The following is a 20,720-nucleotide window of genomic DNA, read 5'->3' as shown; positions in this document are numbered from 1 at the left end:
GGAGAGAAAAAAGAAATGTATAACATACTGGTATGTGATGATGATAAAGAAATTGTAGAAGCGATAGAAATCTATTTATCGCAGGAAGGGTACCGGATCCTGAAAGCATATGATGGAGAAGAAGTGCTGAAGGTAATGAAAAGTGAAAAAGTAGATCTTTTGATCATAGATGTAATGATGCCAAAGCTGGACGGAATAAGAACCACATTAAAGATCAGGGAAAATGAAAATATGCCAATCATCATCTTATCTGCAAAATCAGAAGACGCAGATAAGATACTGGGGTTAAATGTGGGTGCAGATGATTATGTTACGAAGCCGTTCAACCCATTAGAGCTGACTGCAAGAGTGAAGTCCCAGTTAAGACGCTATACACAGCTTGGAAGTTCTGTGACACAGGAAAATCAGGCAATCTATACGGTTGGCGGACTGATGATTAACGATGATCAGAAGGAAGTGACCGTAGACGGCGAGCCGGTGAAGCTGACACCGATAGAATATAATATCCTGTTACTGCTGATGAAGAATCAGGGAAAGGTATTTTCCATTGATCAGATATATGAAAATATCTGGAACGAGGATGCAATCGGGGTGGATAATACGGTGGCAGTACATATCCGTCATATCAGGGAAAAGATAGAGATCAATCCAAAAGAGCCGCGCTATCTGAAAGTGGTATGGGGCGTTGGCTATAAGATTGAAAAAATGTAAGAAAAGTTCTGACAGTAGAAAGGAGACACGATGAAATACAAGTGGTACCGTACTTGGCCGGCGAAGGTCATTTTAGTGATAGCGGCGCATATCCTTGCCATACTGATAGCAATCTGCTGCTTATGGGTGAGCCGTTACCCAATTCTGACACAGGAATTATTTGCACTTGATTCGGCAAAAGTATATGAGAACTCAGATAGTTTCTCAAAAGAAGTAGAGCTGGCGAATGAAAATGTGCTCGAAGAAGTCCGATATCTGAGTCTGTATGGGAAAAATGGAACATACGATGCGGATAAAGTCGTAGATGTGCCGGGTTATGTAGATAATGGAACGATATCGGGAAAAGATACAAGCGGATTATCCTACCGGCTGAATGATCTCTATGAATGGGGAAAACTGATCTCAACCACGGATGATTACGACTCGGAATTACAGAAACTTAAGAATAAAGACGGGATTATCGTATGCAAGCGTTCACAGGGAACGTATCACTATTATAAATATCAGGAATTCAAAGCTATGATTGACCGGGGAGAGTTATCATTTGTTGTAACCGGTGATAGTTCCGCAGATGAAATACTGGCAGAATTAAAGCAGGGTAAATATGATGAAGAAGGTGGAAGCAATGAATTAAAATTCCGCGGACTTCAGGATAAGGAAGGAAAAATTGTTTACATTAACTGTTGGAATTATGATGGTGTAAGACTCCTTGGTGAATATAAGACGGCAAGCGGGCAGACCGTTCTTGAGCTTGTGAATAATTCAGAACAATGGAACGGAAAGTTAAATGAAGTATACGAAAAGATTGAAAGCGCAGTCGGAAATATATATTACGATATTGATTCGCATATGGTGAATCAGGATACCTATAAAGAAGGAAATACGAATCTTACATATATGTATATAGACCTGGATAAAAATGTCGTGTATACGAACAAGAAAGCATACAGTAATTTTGCTGATTATGCGGAAAATCTAAAAGCACTCAAAAAATCCGGAAAATATATGATTATACATCCCCAGCTTTCGGGTTATGAAAGTAATATTAAAAAGATAAATAAAGAAGATTCCCAGGCGCAGGAGTGGAAATCATCGATGCCTTATTATGTGGATGCCAAGAATTATATCTATGCGGCAGCAGTAGATACATCCTATCCGGTAAAGGATAATTTTTATGAACAGAATCATATATTTGCAAAATACGGTACAAAGACAAAGATGATAGGAATCCTTGGAGTGGGAGCTCTGGCTGCGTACTTTGCAGTTCTTATCATGCTGACGATCGGTGCCGGAAAAGTTCCGGAAAATGAAGAAATCCATATGAACGGATTCGATCGTATGAAGACAGAGCTGGCAGCGCTGCTTGTAATTATGATATGGGCGGTACCGGCGGTTCTGGGTACCAGATTTGACTTTCTGACAGAGACGGATACCGATAGATTAAGATTTATGGTACCGGCAGTGAATAATAGCACGCAGTATCTACCGGAATTGTTGGTGGGATGTCTGCTGGCGGCATTTACCTGTGCGATGTTTCTGTGGGGATATCTGAGCCTGGTACGGCGGATAAAGGCCAAAACTGTATGGAAGAACAGCATTCTCAGATGGGGCCTGGTATTTCTGAGAGATATATACAGAAATATACGTTTCCTGTGGAAGACAATTATAGGATTTGCGGTGTTTTTTATATTACACTGGAGCTGTTATCTGTTCATATACTGGGCTGTAAATGATACCATTTTGCCTGCAAATCCAATGACAGTACTTCTCTTTGGTCTGGATGTGGCAGTGTTCATCTATCTGGTAGAACGGGCAAAAGGAATCGGGCAGATCAAGACTGGAATTGACAGGATTGCCGGAGGTGAAGTTGATTATCAGATACCGATACAGGGGTTGAAAGAAGAACAGCTTGAGATGGCAGAACAGATCAATTCAATCGGGGAAGGTCTGGATACGGCGCTGGCAAAGAACATGAAAAGTGAACGTCTGAAGACAGATCTGATCACAAATGTATCGCATGATATTAAGACACCGCTTACATCGATCATAAATTATGTAGATCTGTTAAAACAGGAGAATTTTGAAGATCCGAAGATTCAAAGATATATAGAAGTACTGGAGCAGAAATCACAGCGCCTTAAGACATTGACAGAAGATGTAGTGGAAGCTTCAAAAGTAAGCTCCGGAAATATCACACTGGAATTCATGAACATTAATCTGGTGGAAATGATCCAGCAGACGAGTGGGGAATTTGCGGAAAAATTCATGGCAAGAGAGCTTAAAGAGGTACTGAATCTTCCAAAGGAAGAAGTTATAATCCAGGCGGACGGAAGGAGACTCTGGAGAGTACTGTCCAATATTTATAATAATGCGGCAAAGTATGCAATGAAAGGAACCCGTGTGTATGCGGATCTCTGGAAAGAAAACGGAAAAGCATATTTCAGTCTGAAAAATATATCAGAACAGCCGCTGAATATCCCGGCAGACGAACTGACAGAGCGTTTCATCAGAGGGGATGTATCAAGAAGCACAGAAGGAAGCGGTCTTGGACTTTCTATTGCGCAGTCTCTGACAGAGATGCAGGGAGGAAAATTCGAGCTGTATCTGGATGGAGATCTATTCAAAGTGACAATTACATTTCCAAGTGAAGTCTAAAAGGGGACGGGGGATTTTAAAAAAACCTCCGTCCCTAATTGCATTTACCCCCGTCCCTTTTTAAAAAACCTCCGTCCCCACTGTGATAATTTGCAATTGTTTATATTCCTGAAAAAACCCCACATTTATTGGTAAAAATGACGAATACTCCACTTGCGCTCTTGTCTAAAAAACATTACAATATAGTATTATGGATGAATTAAGAAAATTATTACAGGAAAATCTAAATATAGACTTTATTTCTGCAACATTAAGCAATCCAAGGAATAAAGATGCAATACAAAAAGTAAAAGTAAGACCCATTTTAAAGAAGGATACACTGCTTTTTCAGTTAGAATCTTTTCAAAATAACCAGGCATTTCATGAAAATATGGAGGTAGAAAAAGCCTGTGAAAAACTGCTGGAACATATGGAAAATATGAAACAGATGCAGCTTGATACACAAGGATGCAGTTACAGTGTTCTGATAAGTAAAAAAGGGAAAGTTACGATAAAAAACAAACTAAAAAAAGGTGACAGAAAAAAGATCAATATGAGTCATGACAGAAAGAAAAAATATGTGCTGGAGGAAGGAATTCCGGTACCATTTCTGCAGGATCTCGGGGTTATGACACAGGAAGGAAAGATCGTGCATGCCAAATTCGATAAATTCCGTCAGATCAACCGTTTTCTTGAGTTTATCGAAGACATTCTGCCGGAACTTGATAAGGACAGAGAGCTTACGATCCTGGACTTTGGATGTGGGAAATCTTACCTGACATTTGCCATGTATTATTATCTGCATGAACTAAAATCATATGACATAAGAATTATAGGTCTGGATCTGAAAAAAGACGTCATCCGTCACTGCAATGAATTAAGTGAAAAATATGGATATGAGAAGTTAAAGTTCTTAGAAGGAGACATCGCAGACTATACAGGTGTGAATAAAGTAGACATGGTGGTGACATTGCATGCCTGCGATACCGCCACGGATTATGCGCTGGCAAAAGCTGTTGGATGGGATGCAAAGGTAATCTTATCTGTGCCATGCTGCCAGCATGAACTGAACCGGCAGATTAAAAATGAAGTACTGGAACCAATATTAAAGTACGGTCTCTTAAAAGAACGTATGGCGGCCCTGATCACAGACGGGTTAAGGGCAGAATATCTGGAACGGGAAGGATATACGGCGCAGATTCTGGAATTCATAGATATGGAGCATACGCCAAAGAATATCCTGATCCGGGCAGTGAAAAATAAAAAGAAAAAGGGACAAGGAGACGATGCGATCCGCAGATGTGAAGCGGCACTTAGAGTGACACCGACTTTGGGCAGACTGCTGGATGGCTATGCAGTAGAAGAAAAGCCGGACGAAGATTAATAAAGAGGGAGTATAGATGACATTAAAAAAACGTTTGAAAAATGCAGGAATTTTAGTTGTGGTGTTTATCATCGCAGTATTTATATTCAGCTATTTGACGAATAAAGGAAATGACAATATGACAGCTGATATGGGGGCTGCAACATTTCCACAGATTTCGTTTTCGTATGGAGGATTTAACATTAATACATTATCAGGATATGCAAAACGTATGGATGTATCTTCTATGCATGACACGATCACACCGGTTTCAGACCAGAAGCTGGATGTAAAAGTAGAATCGTTCGGCAATAAATTTACAGGAGGAAGTTATAAGGTATATTCGCTGGATGGAACAAGCGAAATAGCGAGCCAGAAGATCCAGAAGATAGGAAGAGAGTTCGAACTTGATCTGAGCGGTGAAAATGTAATGGATGAAGAACGGGTTCTTGAAATCCGCCTGAACCGAAAAGGAGCAGATCCGGTCTATTATTATACAAGAATTGCAGATGGACAAAGTGCGAATGCTGCAGAATGTCTGAATTATATCAGTAACTATCACGAGAATGCACTTGGAAAAGTGGAAAATGCAGGAGTTGGCGCAGCACTGGAACCAACAGAAGATGCGGACAACACGACATTTCAGCATGTGACGATTAATTCCGATTATGAACATGTGACATGGGGAAGCCTGAAACCGCAGGTGGAAAACGGGGAACGTTGGAATATTAAAGAAATGAACAGTACCTGTATTTCCGTACAGCTTCAGTACAGAGTCAGATGTACAGGGGAAGAAAATGAAACAGACCGCTATGCAGTGAAAGAGTTCTTCCGCGTACGTTACATTGCAGATGCACAGAAAGCTTATCTGCTGGATTACGACCGGACCATGGATCAGATCTTTGATGCATCTCAAAAGGTGCTGAATGAAAAAGGAGTCATTCTTGGAATTGCATCATCAGATCTTCCGTATCTGGTGAACAAGGATGGATCCATTGTGGTATTTGTAGAGGCCAATGAACTCTGGTGCTACAATAAAGACTCGGATGAGTTATCCATGGTATTCGGGTTTGCGGATTCGGAGAACACGGATGTGAGAAATCTGGTGGCAAATCATAAGATCAAACTTCTGAGTATAGATGCAAAGGGAAATACAAGCTTTATGGTATCTGGTTATATGAACCGGGGTGAACATGAGGGAGAAGTAGGGGTTGCAGTTTATTACTTCGATATTGAGAAGAACTCAGTAGAAGAGAAGGTATTTATCTCAACGAATAAATCCTATGCCAATGCGATAAACGAACTGGGAGAAATGTCTTATTATGATGCGGGTACAGATATGTTATATACCATGGTTGATGGAACATTATATCAGTATGATGTAGAGCAGGATGAAAAATCGGTACTTGTAAGAGGTCTGGATGCACAGCAGTATGTGGTCTCAAAAGATGGCAGTATGATTGCATATCAGGCGAATGGAGAAGTTGGAACAGCAACGAGAATTATCATTCTGAATGTTGATACAGGAAAGAAGCAAACCGTTCAGTGTGGAGCAGGAGAATGCATACGTCCACTTGGATTCATCCGCGGTGATTTTGTATATGGTACGGCAAAGACCGATGATCTTGGCAAGACTGTATCTGGAGAGACGACCGTTCCAATGTACAAGCTGGAGATCCGAAGTAAAAAAGGAAAAGTGATCAAAGAGTATCAGAGAGATGGGATTTATATTTTAAATGCATCATTTGAAGAAGATATGATCACGCTGGAGCGTGCAGTAAAGGAAAATGATACTTATACCGGAACACTGCCGGATTATATCACCAACAATGCACAGAAGAATGAAAGTAATATTACGCTTGAGACATATGCTACAGAACTTAAGGGAACACAGGTAAGACTGACATATGATGATGGAATCTCAGATAAGGAACCAAAGGTGCTGAATCCAAAGCAGGTATTATTTGAAACTCCGCAGACTATTACATTTTCAGATAAAGAAGCACCGGAAAAATATTATGTTTACGGACATGGAGAGATGCAAGGTGTATATACCAAAGCGGGAGATGCCATCAAGAAGGCGAATGATTATAACGGAGTCGTGACAGATTCATCCCAGAATTATGTATGGGAGAGAGGAAACCGTAATCTGCAATATTCGATCACGGATAAAGATGATCAGATCAATGCGATCAAAGAGCGGTTGAGAAACCAGGAAAAACCAATCGATATCATCAGGGAAGTCAGTGACGGAAAGGCGTATGACCTGACCGGATGTACGACAGAAGAGATTCTCTATATTATCAACCAGGGCCGTCCGGTCATCGCAATGACAGATGCGCAGAATGCAGTGATACTGGTCGGATACACCGAGACAAGTGTGATTTATGAAAATGTGAACGAAGATGTTAAACACAGTATGCCATATGAACAGATGGATCAGACGACACAGGGAAGCGGTAATACGTATATCGGATAAGTAATGCAAATGTTGTGTTCGAAAGAAATATTCGGTAGAAATCCTGGCAGATGTACGCAATAGCAGTGAGATATATTTTATCTTCATCTGGTTGATGCAGCTGGGAATTAAAAAAATAAAAAGGGAGTTTTGCTTTATAACTGAAATTCAGTTATTTTGCAAGACTCCCTTCTTTTTTGAATACAAAAAGGAACTGCCACTGACAGTTCCCTTGTATTTTATACAGCACGGAATAATGTATGCTGATATTTTTTCAACGCCCCATATACGATCAGTCCAAGAACAGTGCAGGAAATGACCTCGCCAATACCAACCGTCAGCATCATGAACGGAATCGGAAGTGTCACCCCATATCCGTAACGAAGCACGAATGGAACAATGACAATATTGGAAATGATCGGTGGAAGTGTTGCGGTAACCGGCTTCTGCTCGCGCAGTTTCCATGTAAAAAATGCTCCGATCAATGTAGCAATACTACCAAATACAATATCTGGAAGAATCGCACCGCCCAGAATATTACCAATCAGACATCCGACGAAAAGCCCCGGAATAGCAGCGGGTGTAAATATTGGTAAAATCGTGAGTGCCTCGGAGATACGAACCTGTACTTCTCCAAAAGAAAATGGTGCAAAGATGTAAGTCAGCACCACATAGATAGCAGCGATCATGGCTGCCTGGGTCATGAAACTAAGATTTTTGTTTTTCATTTTTCAATACTCCTTTAGTTTTGTTTTACGTGTGGAAGGTCACGAACACACGCGCCGTAGCGGATAGGAAAGATATCCGGTGGATGTCATTTCTATCATTCTCTTTACGCCGGGAATCGGCGAAACCCTTGTAAGACCTTGATTTTTTCGGGTTTTGTAACGGGTGATAGTATAGCATGGAAAAGAAAGAAAAGCAAGGCAATAAAACATCAAAACCCCCAGAGTGGCAACTCTGGGGGGTCTATTCCCTTTTTGTTGGAGGGCTTAAGTTTAATATAAGTAAATATATTTCGGAATCCCATTTTCATAAATGGTATTCATCTCACCCTGAATCAACGGAGTCAGGTAATCGACCATCTTCTGAGTCACATCATTTCCTGCATCATTGATATAATCCGCAGGTACGCTCTTGATCGCGTTGGCGATATCGCATACCGGAAGAGCTTTGAATTCTGTTACATATGGAGCATCGGAAGTACGGATTACAGCAGCCATCATACCGGTAGCACCTTCAAGAGCATACTGGCATGCAGACTTTCCAAGCATTCTGGACTCCTGGATATCCGTTGCGCTTGCGAGATGTGCGGCACAGCGTTGCATCAGGTTAAGTTCAATGGAGCGGACCTTGCATCCGATCTCATTTCTGACAGCATCTTCGAGTACTTTTGCGGCACCGGCAATATAGCTGTGGCCAAAAGAATCGACAGCAGAGCTCTGTACTTCCTCGGAAATGTAGCGGCCGTCTTTGTTCTTTACACCTTCGCTGACAGCGATGATAACAGCATCCTGTTCTTCAAGCTTTGCTTTAACATCCTGAAGGAACCCATCAATACTAAATGGTACTTCGCAAAGATAGATAAAATCAGGACCTTTTGCTCCATTTGCACGGGCAAGACAGGAAGCGGCAGTGAGCCATCCGGCGTCACGTCCCATAACTTCAACAATCGTTACAGCCTTTGTAGCATACACGTGGCAGTCACGTTCCAGCTCGGCAAATGTAGTTCCGATATATTTTGCGGCAGAACCAAAGCCGGGGCAGTGATCTGTTCCGCACAGGTCGTTATCGATTGTCTTCGGTGCACCGACAACTGTGATGTCAGAGATACCTTTATCGTTCAGATATTTGGAAAGTTTATCTACGGTATCCATGGAATCATTACCACCGATGTAGATAAAGCAGTCGATATTGTGTTTGCGCAGAACAGAGATGATGGTCTCGTATTCATCTGCGCATACAGCTGGATCTTTTAATTTAACGCGGCAGGATCCAAGTGCCGAAGCAGGGGTCTGACAAAGAAGATCCAGATCAGATACATTGTGGATCTTAGTCTTCAAATCAACCAGATTTTCATTTAATACACCCTGGATTCCATTGATGGAACCATAAATCTTGTCTACAGATGGACTGGAAAGCGCGTTTTCGATCACGCCGGCAAGAGTAGCGTTGATTGCCGATGTTGGTCCTCCGGATTGTGCGACTAATAAATTCTTCATATAGTGATCTCCTAACTTTTTATTAATATTCTTTCATGATAAATTGAATAAATATAGTATAACATAAATCAGAACGATATGGTATAATAGGAATATATGTGAGTTTGCAAAAAGGAGAATAGTTGGTATGGATTTAACAACAATCAGAGAATTATATAAAAATAGTGAAGCTTATATAGATCAGAAGGTAACAATCGGAGGCTGGGTGAGAAGTATCCGTGGATCTAAGGCATTTGGATTTATCGTAGTGAATGACGGAACATTCTTTGAGCCGTTACAGGTTGTATATCATGATAAGATGGACAACTTTGCAGAGATCTCAAAACTGAATGTAGGAGCAGCAGTGATCGTAACAGGTACACTGGTTGCAACACCACAGGCAAAACAGCCATTTGAGATTCAGGCAGATACAGTAGAAGTAGAGGGAGCTTCTGCACCGGATTATCCGCTTCAGAAAAAGCGCCACAGCTTCGAATACTTAAGAACAATCGCACACTTAAGACCTAGAACCAATACATTCCAGGCAGTATTCCGCATACGTTCCCTGACAGCATATGCGATTCATAAGTTCTTCCAGGAGAGAGGATTCGTATATGTGCATACACCATTGATCACAGGAAGTGACTGTGAGGGTGCAGGAGAGATGTTCCAGGTAACAACCATGGATCTGAATAATGTGCCGAAGAACGAAGACGGAAGCGTAGATTACTCCAAAGACTTCTTCGGAAAAGAGACAAGTCTTACTGTAAGTGGACAGTTAAACGGAGAGACATATGCACAGGCATTCCGTAACATTTACACATTCGGACCAACATTCCGTGCTGAGAACTCTAACACAACACGTCATGCAGCAGAGTTCTGGATGATCGAGCCTGAGATGGCATTCGCAGACCTGGACGATGATATGTATGTTGCAGAAGCAATGTTAAAATATGTCATCAACTACGTACTGGAAAATGCACCGGAAGAGATGAACTTCTTCAATTCGTTTGTAGACAAAGGACTTCTGGAGAGACTGCACAATGTAGTATCTTCTGATTTCGCAAGAGTGACATACACAGAAGCAGTAGAACTTCTGGAAAAACATAACGATAAATTCGAATACAAAGTAACATGGGGAACAGATCTTCAGACAGAGCACGAAAGATACCTGACAGAAGAAGTGTTCAAACGCCCTGTATTCGTAACAGACTATCCAAAGGAAATCAAAGCATTCTACATGAAGCTGAACGAAGACGGCAAGACAGTAGCAGCAGTAGACTGTCTGGTACCTGGAATCGGTGAGATCATCGGAGGAAGCCAGAGAGAGGACGATTACGACAAGCTGAAAGCAAGAATGGATGAGCTTGGACTGAAAGAAGAAGATTACAAGTTCTACATGGATCTTCGTAAATATGGTTCTACAAGACATGCCGGATTCGGACTTGGATTCGAAAGATGTGTAATGTATCTGACAGGAATGGGTAATATCCGTGACGTAATTCCATTCCCAAGAACAGTAAATAACTGCGAACTGTAATAATAAGTTATAAAAGGCATAAAAGGGGACGGGGGATTTTTAAAAATCCCCCGTCCCCATATAGACTGGAGGACAGTATGAATATATTAGTAGTAGATGATGAAAAAGAGATTGCTGATGTAGTAGAACTTTATCTTCAGAATGATCAGTATAAAGTGTACAAGTTTTATAATGGACAGGACGCATTGGACTGTATATACAGCACCAAGATCGATCTTGCTATTTTAGATATCATGCTTCCAGATATTGATGGTTTTCAGATTTTAAAACAGATCCGGCAGAAGTATACATTTCCGGTAATTATGCTGACAGCGAAGACGGAATATATGGATAAGATCACGGGTCTGACACTTGGGGCGGATGATTATATTCCAAAACCGTTCAATCCACTGGAGCTGGTAGCGCGTGTGAAGGCCCAGCTCAGAAGATACACCCAGTATAACGAGGGAACCAGGGAGGAAGGCGAAGTAATTGATTTTGGAGGATTGCTTCTTAACAGGAACTCTCATGAGTGTGTATACAATGAAGTCCCGCTTACACTGACGCCGATAGAATTTGACATTTTATGGCTTCTGTGTGAGAACAGGGGAAAAGTGATCAGCTCGGAAGAGCTGTTCGAAAAGGTATGGCATGAAAAATATTATAAGAACAGTAACAACACAGTAATGGTGCATATCCGTCATCTGCGTGAGAAGATGAGCGCACCAACAGGCAAGTCTGATTTTATCAAGACGGTGTGGGGAGTTGGATACAAGGTTGAAGAATAATTATCGGAAGTTAAAGTTCAGTCTTCTTTTGCAGACAGTATTAGTAACGGCACTGACAGTTCTGGTAGGCGGAATCCTGCTGAAATTCGTCATCGACGGAATCTATAATGACAGCTTTGCCAGGATCTTTGTTGAAGTTCTGGTGTTCTTCAATATAAAGGAGGAGACGGCGGTCAGATTATACTGGCAATTGATCGGGGATAACAAGACCTTTTATATGGTTATTGGTTATCTGATACTTTTTGCGCTGTTTTTTTATGTGGCACTGTCTAAGATGACAAAATATCTGGACCAGATCGATCATGGAATCGAAAATATCATATCCGAATCGACAGAACCGATCCATCTGATCACAGAATTAAAACCGATTGAGATCCGTCTAAATGAGATCAAAGCCACATTAAAACGGCAGGAGCTGGAAGCGATAGAGGGTGAAAAAAAGAAGAATGACCTGGTTTTATTCCTTGCGCATGATCTTAAGACGCCACTGACTTCTATTGTGGCATATCTGACGATGTTAGAAGATCATCCGGATATGCCGGAAGAAGAGCGGATGAATTATACCCATATCGCGCTGGAAAAGTCGATAAGACTTGGAGAGCTCATTAATGAATTCTTTGATATTACCAGGTATAATCTGCAGAATATAGAACTGGAGCCGGTGGAAATAGACCTTACAATGATGTTGGAACAGCTGGCAGATGAATTATACGGAGTTTTACAGGAGAAAAAGCTAAGCTGCGAGGTAGATGTAGAAGAAGATCTGCAGATCTATGGCGACCCGGACAAGCTGGCAAGAGTATTTGACAATATATTAAGAAATGCAATTGCGTACTGTTATGAAAATACAGTGATCCGGATTGAAGCAAGGATGAAAAATGATGAGATAGAGATTGTATTTACCAATGCAGGGGATAAGATACCTGGAGATATGCTGCAGACAATTTTTGAAAAATTCTACCGGGTGGATGGTTCGCGTTCTACCGGAACCGGAGGTGCGGGACTTGGACTTGCAATCGCAAAGCAGATTGCAGAATTACATGGAGGCAGGATCATGGCCAGAAGTGATGATAACCGTACCCAGTTTATTGTGACACTGCCATCGAAAGAAAAGACGGAGAAAAAGGAAGGAACAACGGATGAAGTTCATACACATCGCAGACTTACATTTAGGGGCAAAACCGGACGCCGGAAGTGCGTATAGTGCCGGAAGAGAAAGAGAGATCTGGGACAGCTTCCGGGATATTATAGATATCTGTAATCAGAAAAAGATGGATCTTCTTCTGATCGCGGGAGATATATTCCACAGACAGCCGCTGCTTCGGGAATTAAAAGAGATGAACTCCGTACTGGATATGCTGGAGCAGACAGAAGTAGTGATGATTGCAGGTAACCATGACTATATCAAGAAGAATTCATATTACAGAACATTTTCATGGTCACCACATGTGCACATGATAAAAGATGAAAATCTGACTTGTGTAGAAATTGGAAATATCCAGACAGCCGTATATGGATGCAGCTATTACAGTAAGGAAATTATGGATCCGGTATATGATTCTGCGCGTCCGGAACACAGACAGAAATATGAGATTTTGCTGGCTCATGGTGGGGATGACAGGCATATTCCGATGAAAGTGAACCAGATACAGTCACTTGGTTATGATTATGTTGCCATGGGACACATTCACAAACCACAGGAATTAGTGGAAAACCACATGGCATATGCGGGAGCTTTGGAGCCGATCGATATCAATGATACCGGGACACATGGGTATATAGAAGGCAGAATCAGTGAAAAAGGCTGTCAGATCCGTTTTGTCTGTCACGCGTCCAGAGAATATATTCACAAAGACGTGCAGGTGCACAGAGCAATGACCGGACATAATCTGAAGCAGGAACTGGTGCGGATGATTGAGGAAAATGGCAGACAAAACATGTACAAGATCACATTGACAGGATTCAGGGATCCGGATATCTGGTATGATCTGGAGCAGATGGATCCATGTGGAAATGTAGTAGAGATTGTGGATCATACAAAACCGGCATATGATTTTGAAAAGCTAAGTAATGAAAATAAAGGGAATATTCTTGGACAGTACATCGAAAGCCTGAAAGGATATCCGCAGGACAGTATCGAGTACCAGGCACTGTGTGAAGGCGTACAGGCATTGATGGAGACAAGAAGAGGCTAGACATGCAGATTCGTGAATTGATATTAAAAAATTATGGAAAATTTCATAACCGTCAGATAGAACTGGAAGACGGGATCAATCTGATCTACGGGGAAAATGAATCGGGAAAATCGACGATCCATACGTTCATTAAGGGTATGCTCTTTGGCATGGAAAGAGGACGCGGGAGAGCGGCGGTCAATGATACATACAGTACCTATGAGCCATGGGAGAATTCGAATTATTATGCGGGCGTACTCCAGTTTTCCAGTGGGGGAAAAACGTTCCGCATAGAGCGTAATTTTGATAAATATTCCAAAAAGGCAGAGCTTATCTGCGAAGAAGACGGAGAAGTTTTGTCTGTTGAGGATGGAGATCTTGAGATGCTGCTTGGCGGAATGGATGCAGACTGTTATGATAACACGGTATCCATGAGCCAGAGAAATGCTGAGATGGGTGCAGGAATTGCTGCAGAATTAAAGAATTATGCAACCAACTATTATACATCTGGCAATGGAGAGATCAACTTAAGCGGTGCATTAGAACAGCTGAATAACAGAAAGAAAGTGCTGGAGCAGGAAATACGAAAAGACCTGCAGGAAAAACGACAAAAAAGAGAGCAGCTGGAGCAGGAAGTTTCATTTGTATGGAGAGATGTACATCATCTGGAAGAGGAACTTGAGACGATAGAAGAAGAACTTGCATACCGTACAGAAAAAGAACGGAAACGCAGGCAGGAAGAAGAAAGCGCAAAAGGCTTCATGGATGAGATCAGACCTGAAAAATGGAGAATTCATCCGATGGAGATTCTGGTATTTGTGCTGGTGATTATAATAGCAGTTATCCTGTTTTCAAAACCGTGGAATTATCTGATTGCGATCATCCTGTTTCTGGCAAGCGGAACGTATATATGGAACCGTATGAAAGTCGGAAAGAAACAGGTAAAGACCGAGCCGGAGATCATACTGGAAGAGATTACACCGGAAGAAGAGAAGATACCGCTTGAAAAGCTACGCTGGGAAAGAGCACACATTGCATCAGAATTAAAAGAAAAACAGGTTGCATACGAGAACCTTGGCGAGCAGCTTGCAGAGCTTGATGAAGTCAGTGTACGATCCAGGGAATGTGAGATAAAAAGGCAGGCAGTACAGATGGCAGCAGAGCATCTGGAAGCATTGTCAGAAGAGATGCAGGGATATCTGAAAAGAGATCTGAATGAGAAAGCATCGGCGATCCTGTGTGAAATAACAGATGGAAAATATCAGAAAATCGTGGCAGATGAGCAGCTGCATATAGCGGTTCTGACAAGGGAAAAGAGAATGGAACTTCATCAGGTGAGCAGGGGAACTGTAGAGCAGATTTATCTGGCGCTTAGAATGGCGGTAGGAGAACTTTTGTGTGAAGAGGAGATGCCTGTAATTCTGGATGATACATTTGCCTATTATGATGAGAACAGAATGGAACAGACGCTTAGATGGCTGAAGAATCACAAAAAACAGGTATTGCTCTTTACCTGTCAGACAAGAGAAGAACAAGTATTAAAAAAATCTGGAATTACTTATCACAAGGTTGAATTATAATATGGGTGAAAAGCCAGGAAATATATGTTTAAACACAGTGTAAAATGGAACCATAATTTTTACAGAAAGTAAATGAAAAAGCTTAAAAATAATAATAGAAATGCTGTCGTAAGAAAATACGACAGCATTTTTCTGACATACTCTGTCCGAGAAGAGGGACTGTATAGTTTTTAAATCTCTTCCCCGTTTTTATACTTATCTACTACGTTCTGAATTCTTTCAATTGGATTCAGGATACTGCTGATAGATCCGTCATGATTCAGAGTATCGATAACGAGTGCGATATATTTACTCATATCACAGTTAATGTAGTAAGGACGTTCCAGAAGTTCTGGTGTCTGATAGATCAGGTTGGTTGTCAGAACGGCATCCAGGATACCTTCTTCATAAGCCTGATCGAATTTTTCAAGTCCGTTTGTGAACAGACCAAATGTAGCAGCACAGAAGATACGTCTTGCTTTGCGCTGTTTTAACTGACGTGCAACGTCTAACATACTGTCACCGGAAGAAATCATGTCATCAAGGATGATCACATCTTTTCCTTCAACAGAAGATCCAAGGAATTCATGAGCAACAATCGGGTTACGTCCGTCTACAACTCTTGAGAAGTCACGACGTTTGTAGAACATACCCATATCAAGGTTCAGTACGTTTGCAAGGTAGATTGCACGTCCTGTAGCACCTTCGTCAGGGCTGATTGCCATCATGTGGTCGCTGTCGATCTGAAGGTCTTTAAAAGTACGGAGAAGACCTTTGATAAACTGGTAAGTTGGGCGGATTGTTTCAAATCCACTTAAAGGAATTGCATTCTGTACACGCGGATCGTGTGCATCGAAAGTAATGATATTGTCAACACCCATGCGGACAAGTTCCTGCAGGGCAAGTGCGCAGTCCAAGGATTCTCGGCTGCTTCTCTTGTGCTGACGGCTTTCGTATAAGAATGGCATAAGGACGTTGATACGACGTCCTTTTCCACCGACTGCTGCAATAATACGTTTTAAGTTCTGATAATGATCGTCAGGAGACATGTGGTTCACATTTCCTGTCAGGGAATAGGTCAGGCTGTAGTTACATACATCGACCATCAGGTAAAGGTCTTTACCACGAACAGATTCATTGATGATACCTTTGGCTTCACCTGAACCAAAACGTGGAACCTTTGCATCGATTAAGTAAGTATCCTTCTCATAGCCTGTGAAAGCGACATCATCCTTGTGAATGTGTCCATCTTCTTTTCTCCATTTTACGAGATAGTCATTTACTTTAGCTCCCATCTCTGTGCAACCATCAAGAGCGATAATTCCAAGAGCTCCTACTGGTATATTTTCAAGATTACGATCGTTACGGCGTAACATCATTAGTACCTCCCAGGTTTAATAATTTTTTTTGGATACGGATATCATCACCAGTAATCCGAAGAATCGTATAATTACTGCTAATACGTGAAAACGTCCGTTCCGAGTAGATTGATTTAATATCTTCCAATGCCAGGTTGGTAGATATTATAGTTGATTTTTGCCTTAATATGCGTTCATTCAGACAAATGAACAGCTGTGATATGGTGAACGAATTTGGCAGTTCCGTTCCCAGATCATCAATAATAAGCAGATCACAGTCATAGATATGCTCGAAGACATCTGCATCGGTGTTCTGCTTTTTACCAAATGTGTTCTCAGCAAGGATATCAAAAAGTCCGGCGGCTGTAAAGTATATAACAGAATATGCAGAGTCCATCAGCTCTTTCGCAATACAATGAGAAAGGAAAGTTTTACCTACTCCGGTATCTCCATATAACAGTATGTTATGAAATTCATCAGAAAATGTATTCACGAAGTTATGACAGACCTTTAATGCCGTCTCCATAGATTCCAGAGATGACCGTCCGGTAAGGGGATCAATGTGATTTCTGGAATAGTACGACAGAGAACAGGTAGAAAAGTTCTCTTTGTCAAGGATATCTTTGAGATTGGATTGTGTATACAGGTAATCCACAATCGCTTTTTTGAAACAGTGACATTTTTGTGTACCAATATAGCCGGTGTCTTTACAGTCAGGACACCGGTAGTGCATTTCAAGATAATTGGCAGGAAGACCATGAGCTTTTAATAAAGCCGGTTTCCGGGCAGACAGGCTTTCAATCTCTTCTTTTAATGAAGAAAGAGCATTCTTGTCGCCGTCCAGAAGAAGTCTTGCCTTTTTAACACTTAAAGAGGAGATGGAATGATCCATTTCCTCTAATTCAGGAATGAGAGAGTAAGCCCGCTCATAGCGTTTTCTGAGTTGAAACTCATTATCCAGTTGTTGTTGTTCGTAAGCACGCATTAAATGATCGTACTGGGAATTGGAAAGTGCCATGTTATGGAAACTCCTTCATACCTGAGTGTGCAAGAGAAACTGCCGGTGACAGATTCTTTTGCATCCGCATCATCAAATCTGATATGTATATTTTATTGTTGAACCAGGCGGCGTTCCAGATCGTTCATATCATAGGAACGGCCGTCAAAATTATTGAACTTATTGTTGTTCTTAGTGTTCTGCTTTGCAGCAGGAGTAGCTGTCTGTTGCTTTCTGCGTTCTTTTGCGAGTTCTTTCGCACGCTCTCTTTCGCGTCTGTAGTCTGCGTCTACAGCATCCACATCCTTTAACTGGCGGACATTTTTTGCCTTCCAGCGCTTCAGTATAGAATCTGTATAGTCAAAGCTTGGCTGATGGATTGCATTCATTGTGCGGTCGCATGCTTCAAGGATTACCTCAAGTGCGAAACCATATTCATCCGTCCACTTGCGGATGTATGCAATCTCAGAAGCAGCAGGACTCCGTCCTTTGATTCCGTATGCATTCAGGACACAATAGCAGTTCTTATTATAAAGAAAAGCACTTGACTTGGCAAGATTCACAGTTGTAATGTTTTCTTCATGCCATGATAAGGCCACCTTATTAATGTAATGGATACTTTTATGTCCGTTTTCTACACAATATTCAATCAGATACTCGATTAATTCGGTAGACATACCAAGTGTGTCATAAAAATAAGTAATCTGGTCAATCTCGGTTGCAGAGAGTGTTTTGCCAAGGTATTGTTCTGCAACAAACAGTAATTCTTTAAAATCCGCACGTTCTTTGCGGTTGCGATACTGCTGGATATTGGTTGTAGAAGCAGCAGGAGAGTTCTCTGATATTCTGGTATTCTTTATAACGGATCCGGAATGATCGGAAACAGCAGCCTGTGATGCCGTGTAATCAGCTTTTACATCACGCAGTTCTGAAGACTGGGATATGTCCATATTGTTTTTGGAAGATGGATCATCCGGAGTATCATCCTGATAATCCAGAAGTCCTTCATTTTTCCAGTATCTTAATGCACGCATAATGTCTTTTTCTGTACAGTCAAGAACATCGGCCAGTTCAGATACAGAAAGAGATCCGCCTGACGGGTTCATATGACGGAGAAGAAGCAGATATACTTTCACATATTCTCCGTTAGCCCTGACCATATAGTGGTCGATAAATTCATTATCTAATATGGTAGCATTTGGCTGAATATATTTTGTAAGCTTTAATTCTTTCATAAAATTCCCCGTCCTCTCCGAGCATACTTCTCTTTCATCGTAGACACATTATAGCACCGGGACGGCGGGGACAAAAGAAATTTCTGAGCCAAAATCCGACTTTTTTGTGGATAAAATCATGTGGAAAATGTGGATAACTAACGTTTAAGCAGGTTTTCCCCAATGTTTACAACGTCTCCGGCTCCCATAGTTATCAACACATCACCTTTCTGGCAGTGCTCCAGACAGAAGTTTTCAATCGCATCAAAGGTCGGAAAATAGTATGCATCACAACCTTTTTTCTTCAATTCGTCTGCAATCATCTCGGAAGACATACCCAGTGTATCGGTTTCGCGGGCTGCGTAGATATCAGCCAGGATCACATGGTCTGCATGTGTCAGGGCATCTACGAACTCAGGGAATAATGCCTTGGTACGGGTGTAAGTATGTGGCTGGAAGATGCACCATACTTCATTATGTGGATATTCTTTTGCAGCAGTTAAAGTTGCTTTGATTTCTGTCGGATGATGTGCATAATCATCGATGATGGTAAATCCATTTACCTCACCCTTGTATTCAAAACGACGGTCTGTACCATGGAAGGATTTCAGGCCTTCTTTGATCTGTGTAAAAGGAACATCAAGCAGATCAGCAACGGCGATTGCTGATAATGCGTTGGATACATTGTGGTCTCCATTGACAGATAAGGAGATTCGGTCGATGAATTCGCCGGATTTTACAAGGTCAAAAGATGCTTCTCCTTTCTTGTCGTGAAGGATGTTTGTAGCACTGTAATCAAGAGAACTGTCGTTACCGTAGCGGATTACACGGCAGTCAAGATCTGCAGTGATCTCTTCAAGATGAGGAATATTATCGTTGATCACCAGTGTTCCGTCTTTTGGAAGTAATTTCGCAAAACGATGGAAAGAATGGCGGATATCATCCAGATCCTTAAAGAAGTCCAGGTGATCTTCGTCAATATTCAATATAACCCCGATCTTAGGGAAGAAATGCAGGAAGCTATTGGTATATTCACAGGCTTCTGTTACAAAATATTCAGAATCACCGACACGGATATTGCCACCGATTGCTTTTAAGATACCACCGACAGAGATAGTAGGATCAAGATCTGCGGCAAGTAAAATGTGTGAAAGCATAGAGGTTGTTGTTGTCTTTCCGTGTGTACCGGAGATTGCGATCGGGACATCATAGTTGGTCATTAACTGTCCAAGCAGTTCGGCACGGGTCAGCATTGGAAGATTCTGGTTTACAGCTTCGGCGAATTCTTCGTTATCCGGATGGATTGCGGCTGTGTATACAACGACATCAATGCCAGGAATGATGTTCGAAGCTTTCTGGCCGTAGAATACCTTTGCGCCAAGTTTTTCCAGGTGATCTGTCAGGGCAGACTCTTTATTATCTGAACCGGAGATTGTAAATCCTTCTTTTAAAAGGATCTCGGCGAGACCACTCATACTGATACCGCCGATTCCGATAAAATGTACGTGTACAGGTTTTTCAAAATTAATTTTATACATAATAAACCATCCTTTTTGTTAATTTAAATATAGGTAAAAATATAAAATAAGTAAATATCCAGTCATAAAAACTTCATGTTCTTCATATTATTATGATGTAAGTCTTAAAATTTATTTTTCATACTCTCATCATTATTATAAACATTTATCAAAAAAAATCCAAGTCGTAAGTTTTTGTAATAATTTAACAAAAAGTTTGCGAAAAT

15 protein-coding genes are annotated in these 20,720 nt (G+C 41.3%); 9 read left to right on the top strand and 6 right to left on the bottom strand.

Annotated features, from left to right (window positions below):
• Window positions 1-15: 15 nt before the first annotated feature.
• From ACWJAF_RS08365 to ACWJAF_RS08350, 4 genes are all read left to right on the top strand, one after another.
• Window positions 16-711, top strand: a complete 696-nt coding sequence (locus ACWJAF_RS08365; RefSeq protein WP_296030227.1) for a response regulator transcription factor — start codon at window positions 16-18, stop codon at window positions 709-711.
• A 30-nt stretch (window positions 712-741) separates the two neighbouring features.
• Complete coding sequence (locus ACWJAF_RS08360) at window positions 742-3,366, top strand: histidine kinase dimerization/phospho-acceptor domain-containing protein (protein WP_448863198.1); 2,625 nt, start codon at window positions 742-744, stop codon at window positions 3,364-3,366.
• A gap of 190 nt (window positions 3,367-3,556) precedes the next feature.
• Complete coding sequence (locus ACWJAF_RS08355) at window positions 3,557-4,729, top strand: class I SAM-dependent methyltransferase (RefSeq protein WP_448863197.1); 1,173 nt, start codon at window positions 3,557-3,559, stop codon at window positions 4,727-4,729.
• A 16-nt stretch (window positions 4,730-4,745) separates the two neighbouring features.
• On the top strand, window positions 4,746-7,187 hold the full coding sequence (locus tag ACWJAF_RS08350) for a hypothetical protein (protein WP_448863196.1): 2,442 nt from the start codon (window positions 4,746-4,748) through the stop codon (window positions 7,185-7,187).
• 218 nt (window positions 7,188-7,405) lie between these two features.
• Here the strand turns inward: ACWJAF_RS08350 and ACWJAF_RS08345 are convergent, their stop codons facing one another.
• Entirely contained in the window at window positions 7,406-7,894 is a 489-nt protein-coding gene (locus ACWJAF_RS08345) for a QueT transporter family protein (protein ID WP_296030219.1), read from the bottom strand.
• A 270-nt stretch (window positions 7,895-8,164) separates the two neighbouring features.
• The gene (locus ACWJAF_RS08340) at window positions 8,165-9,388 is read right to left on the bottom strand and encodes a 6-phosphofructokinase (RefSeq protein ID WP_296030218.1); all 1,224 of its coding nucleotides are present in this window, start codon (window positions 9,386-9,388) and stop codon (window positions 8,165-8,167) included.
• A 127-nt stretch (window positions 9,389-9,515) separates the two neighbouring features.
• On the opposite strand from ACWJAF_RS08340, the gene asnS reads away from it, so the two are divergent.
• The 5 genes from asnS to ACWJAF_RS08315 all read left to right on the top strand — a co-directional run bounded on the left by asnS (window position 9,516) and on the right by ACWJAF_RS08315 (window position 15,428).
• The gene (gene asnS / locus ACWJAF_RS08335; protein WP_296030216.1) at window positions 9,516-10,907 is read left to right on the top strand and encodes an asparagine--tRNA ligase; all 1,392 of its coding nucleotides are present in this window, start codon (window positions 9,516-9,518) and stop codon (window positions 10,905-10,907) included.
• A 77-nt stretch (window positions 10,908-10,984) separates the two neighbouring features.
• Complete coding sequence (gene vanR, locus ACWJAF_RS08330; protein WP_296030215.1) at window positions 10,985-11,674, top strand: VanR-ABDEGLN family response regulator transcription factor; 690 nt, start codon at window positions 10,985-10,987, stop codon at window positions 11,672-11,674.
• Complete coding sequence (locus tag ACWJAF_RS08325; protein WP_296030213.1) at window positions 11,664-12,878, top strand: sensor histidine kinase; 1,215 nt, start codon at window positions 11,664-11,666, stop codon at window positions 12,876-12,878. Before vanR ends, ACWJAF_RS08325 begins: the two co-directional genes overlap by 11 nt.
• A complete protein-coding gene (locus ACWJAF_RS08320; protein ID WP_448863194.1) occupies window positions 12,814-13,869 on the top strand; it encodes a metallophosphoesterase family protein in 1,056 nt (351 codons plus the stop codon). The genes ACWJAF_RS08325 and ACWJAF_RS08320 overlap by 65 nt, the downstream gene beginning before the upstream one ends.
• A 2-nt stretch (window positions 13,870-13,871) precedes the next feature.
• Window positions 13,872-15,428, top strand: coding sequence for an ATP-binding protein (locus ACWJAF_RS08315; RefSeq protein ID WP_448863193.1), 1,557 nt, complete (start codon window positions 13,872-13,874; stop codon window positions 15,426-15,428).
• A 170-nt stretch (window positions 15,429-15,598) separates the two neighbouring features.
• On the opposite strand, the gene ACWJAF_RS08310 is transcribed toward ACWJAF_RS08315, so the two are convergent.
• From ACWJAF_RS08310 to murC, 4 genes are all read right to left on the bottom strand, one after another.
• Window positions 15,599-16,783, bottom strand: coding sequence for a ribose-phosphate pyrophosphokinase (locus ACWJAF_RS08310; RefSeq protein ID WP_448863192.1), 1,185 nt, complete (start codon window positions 16,781-16,783; stop codon window positions 15,599-15,601).
• A complete protein-coding gene (locus ACWJAF_RS08305) occupies window positions 16,770-17,783 on the bottom strand; it encodes an ATP-binding protein (RefSeq protein WP_296030208.1) in 1,014 nt (337 codons plus the stop codon). The genes ACWJAF_RS08310 and ACWJAF_RS08305 overlap by 14 nt, the downstream gene beginning before the upstream one ends.
• 92 nt (window positions 17,784-17,875) lie before the next feature.
• The gene (locus tag ACWJAF_RS08300) at window positions 17,876-18,997 is read right to left on the bottom strand and encodes a DnaD domain protein (RefSeq protein WP_448863191.1); all 1,122 of its coding nucleotides are present in this window, start codon (window positions 18,995-18,997) and stop codon (window positions 17,876-17,878) included.
• Window positions 18,998-19,134: 137 nt separating this feature from the next.
• A complete protein-coding gene (gene murC / locus ACWJAF_RS08295) occupies window positions 19,135-20,514 on the bottom strand; it encodes a UDP-N-acetylmuramate--L-alanine ligase (protein ID WP_296030201.1) in 1,380 nt (459 codons plus the stop codon).
• Window positions 20,515-20,720 lie beyond the last annotated feature (206 nt).

This window comes from Dorea sp. (genome assembly GCF_977044405.1).
Note: the sequence above shows the minus strand (reverse complement) of the source record. Positions and strands in the feature narration are given on the sequence as shown.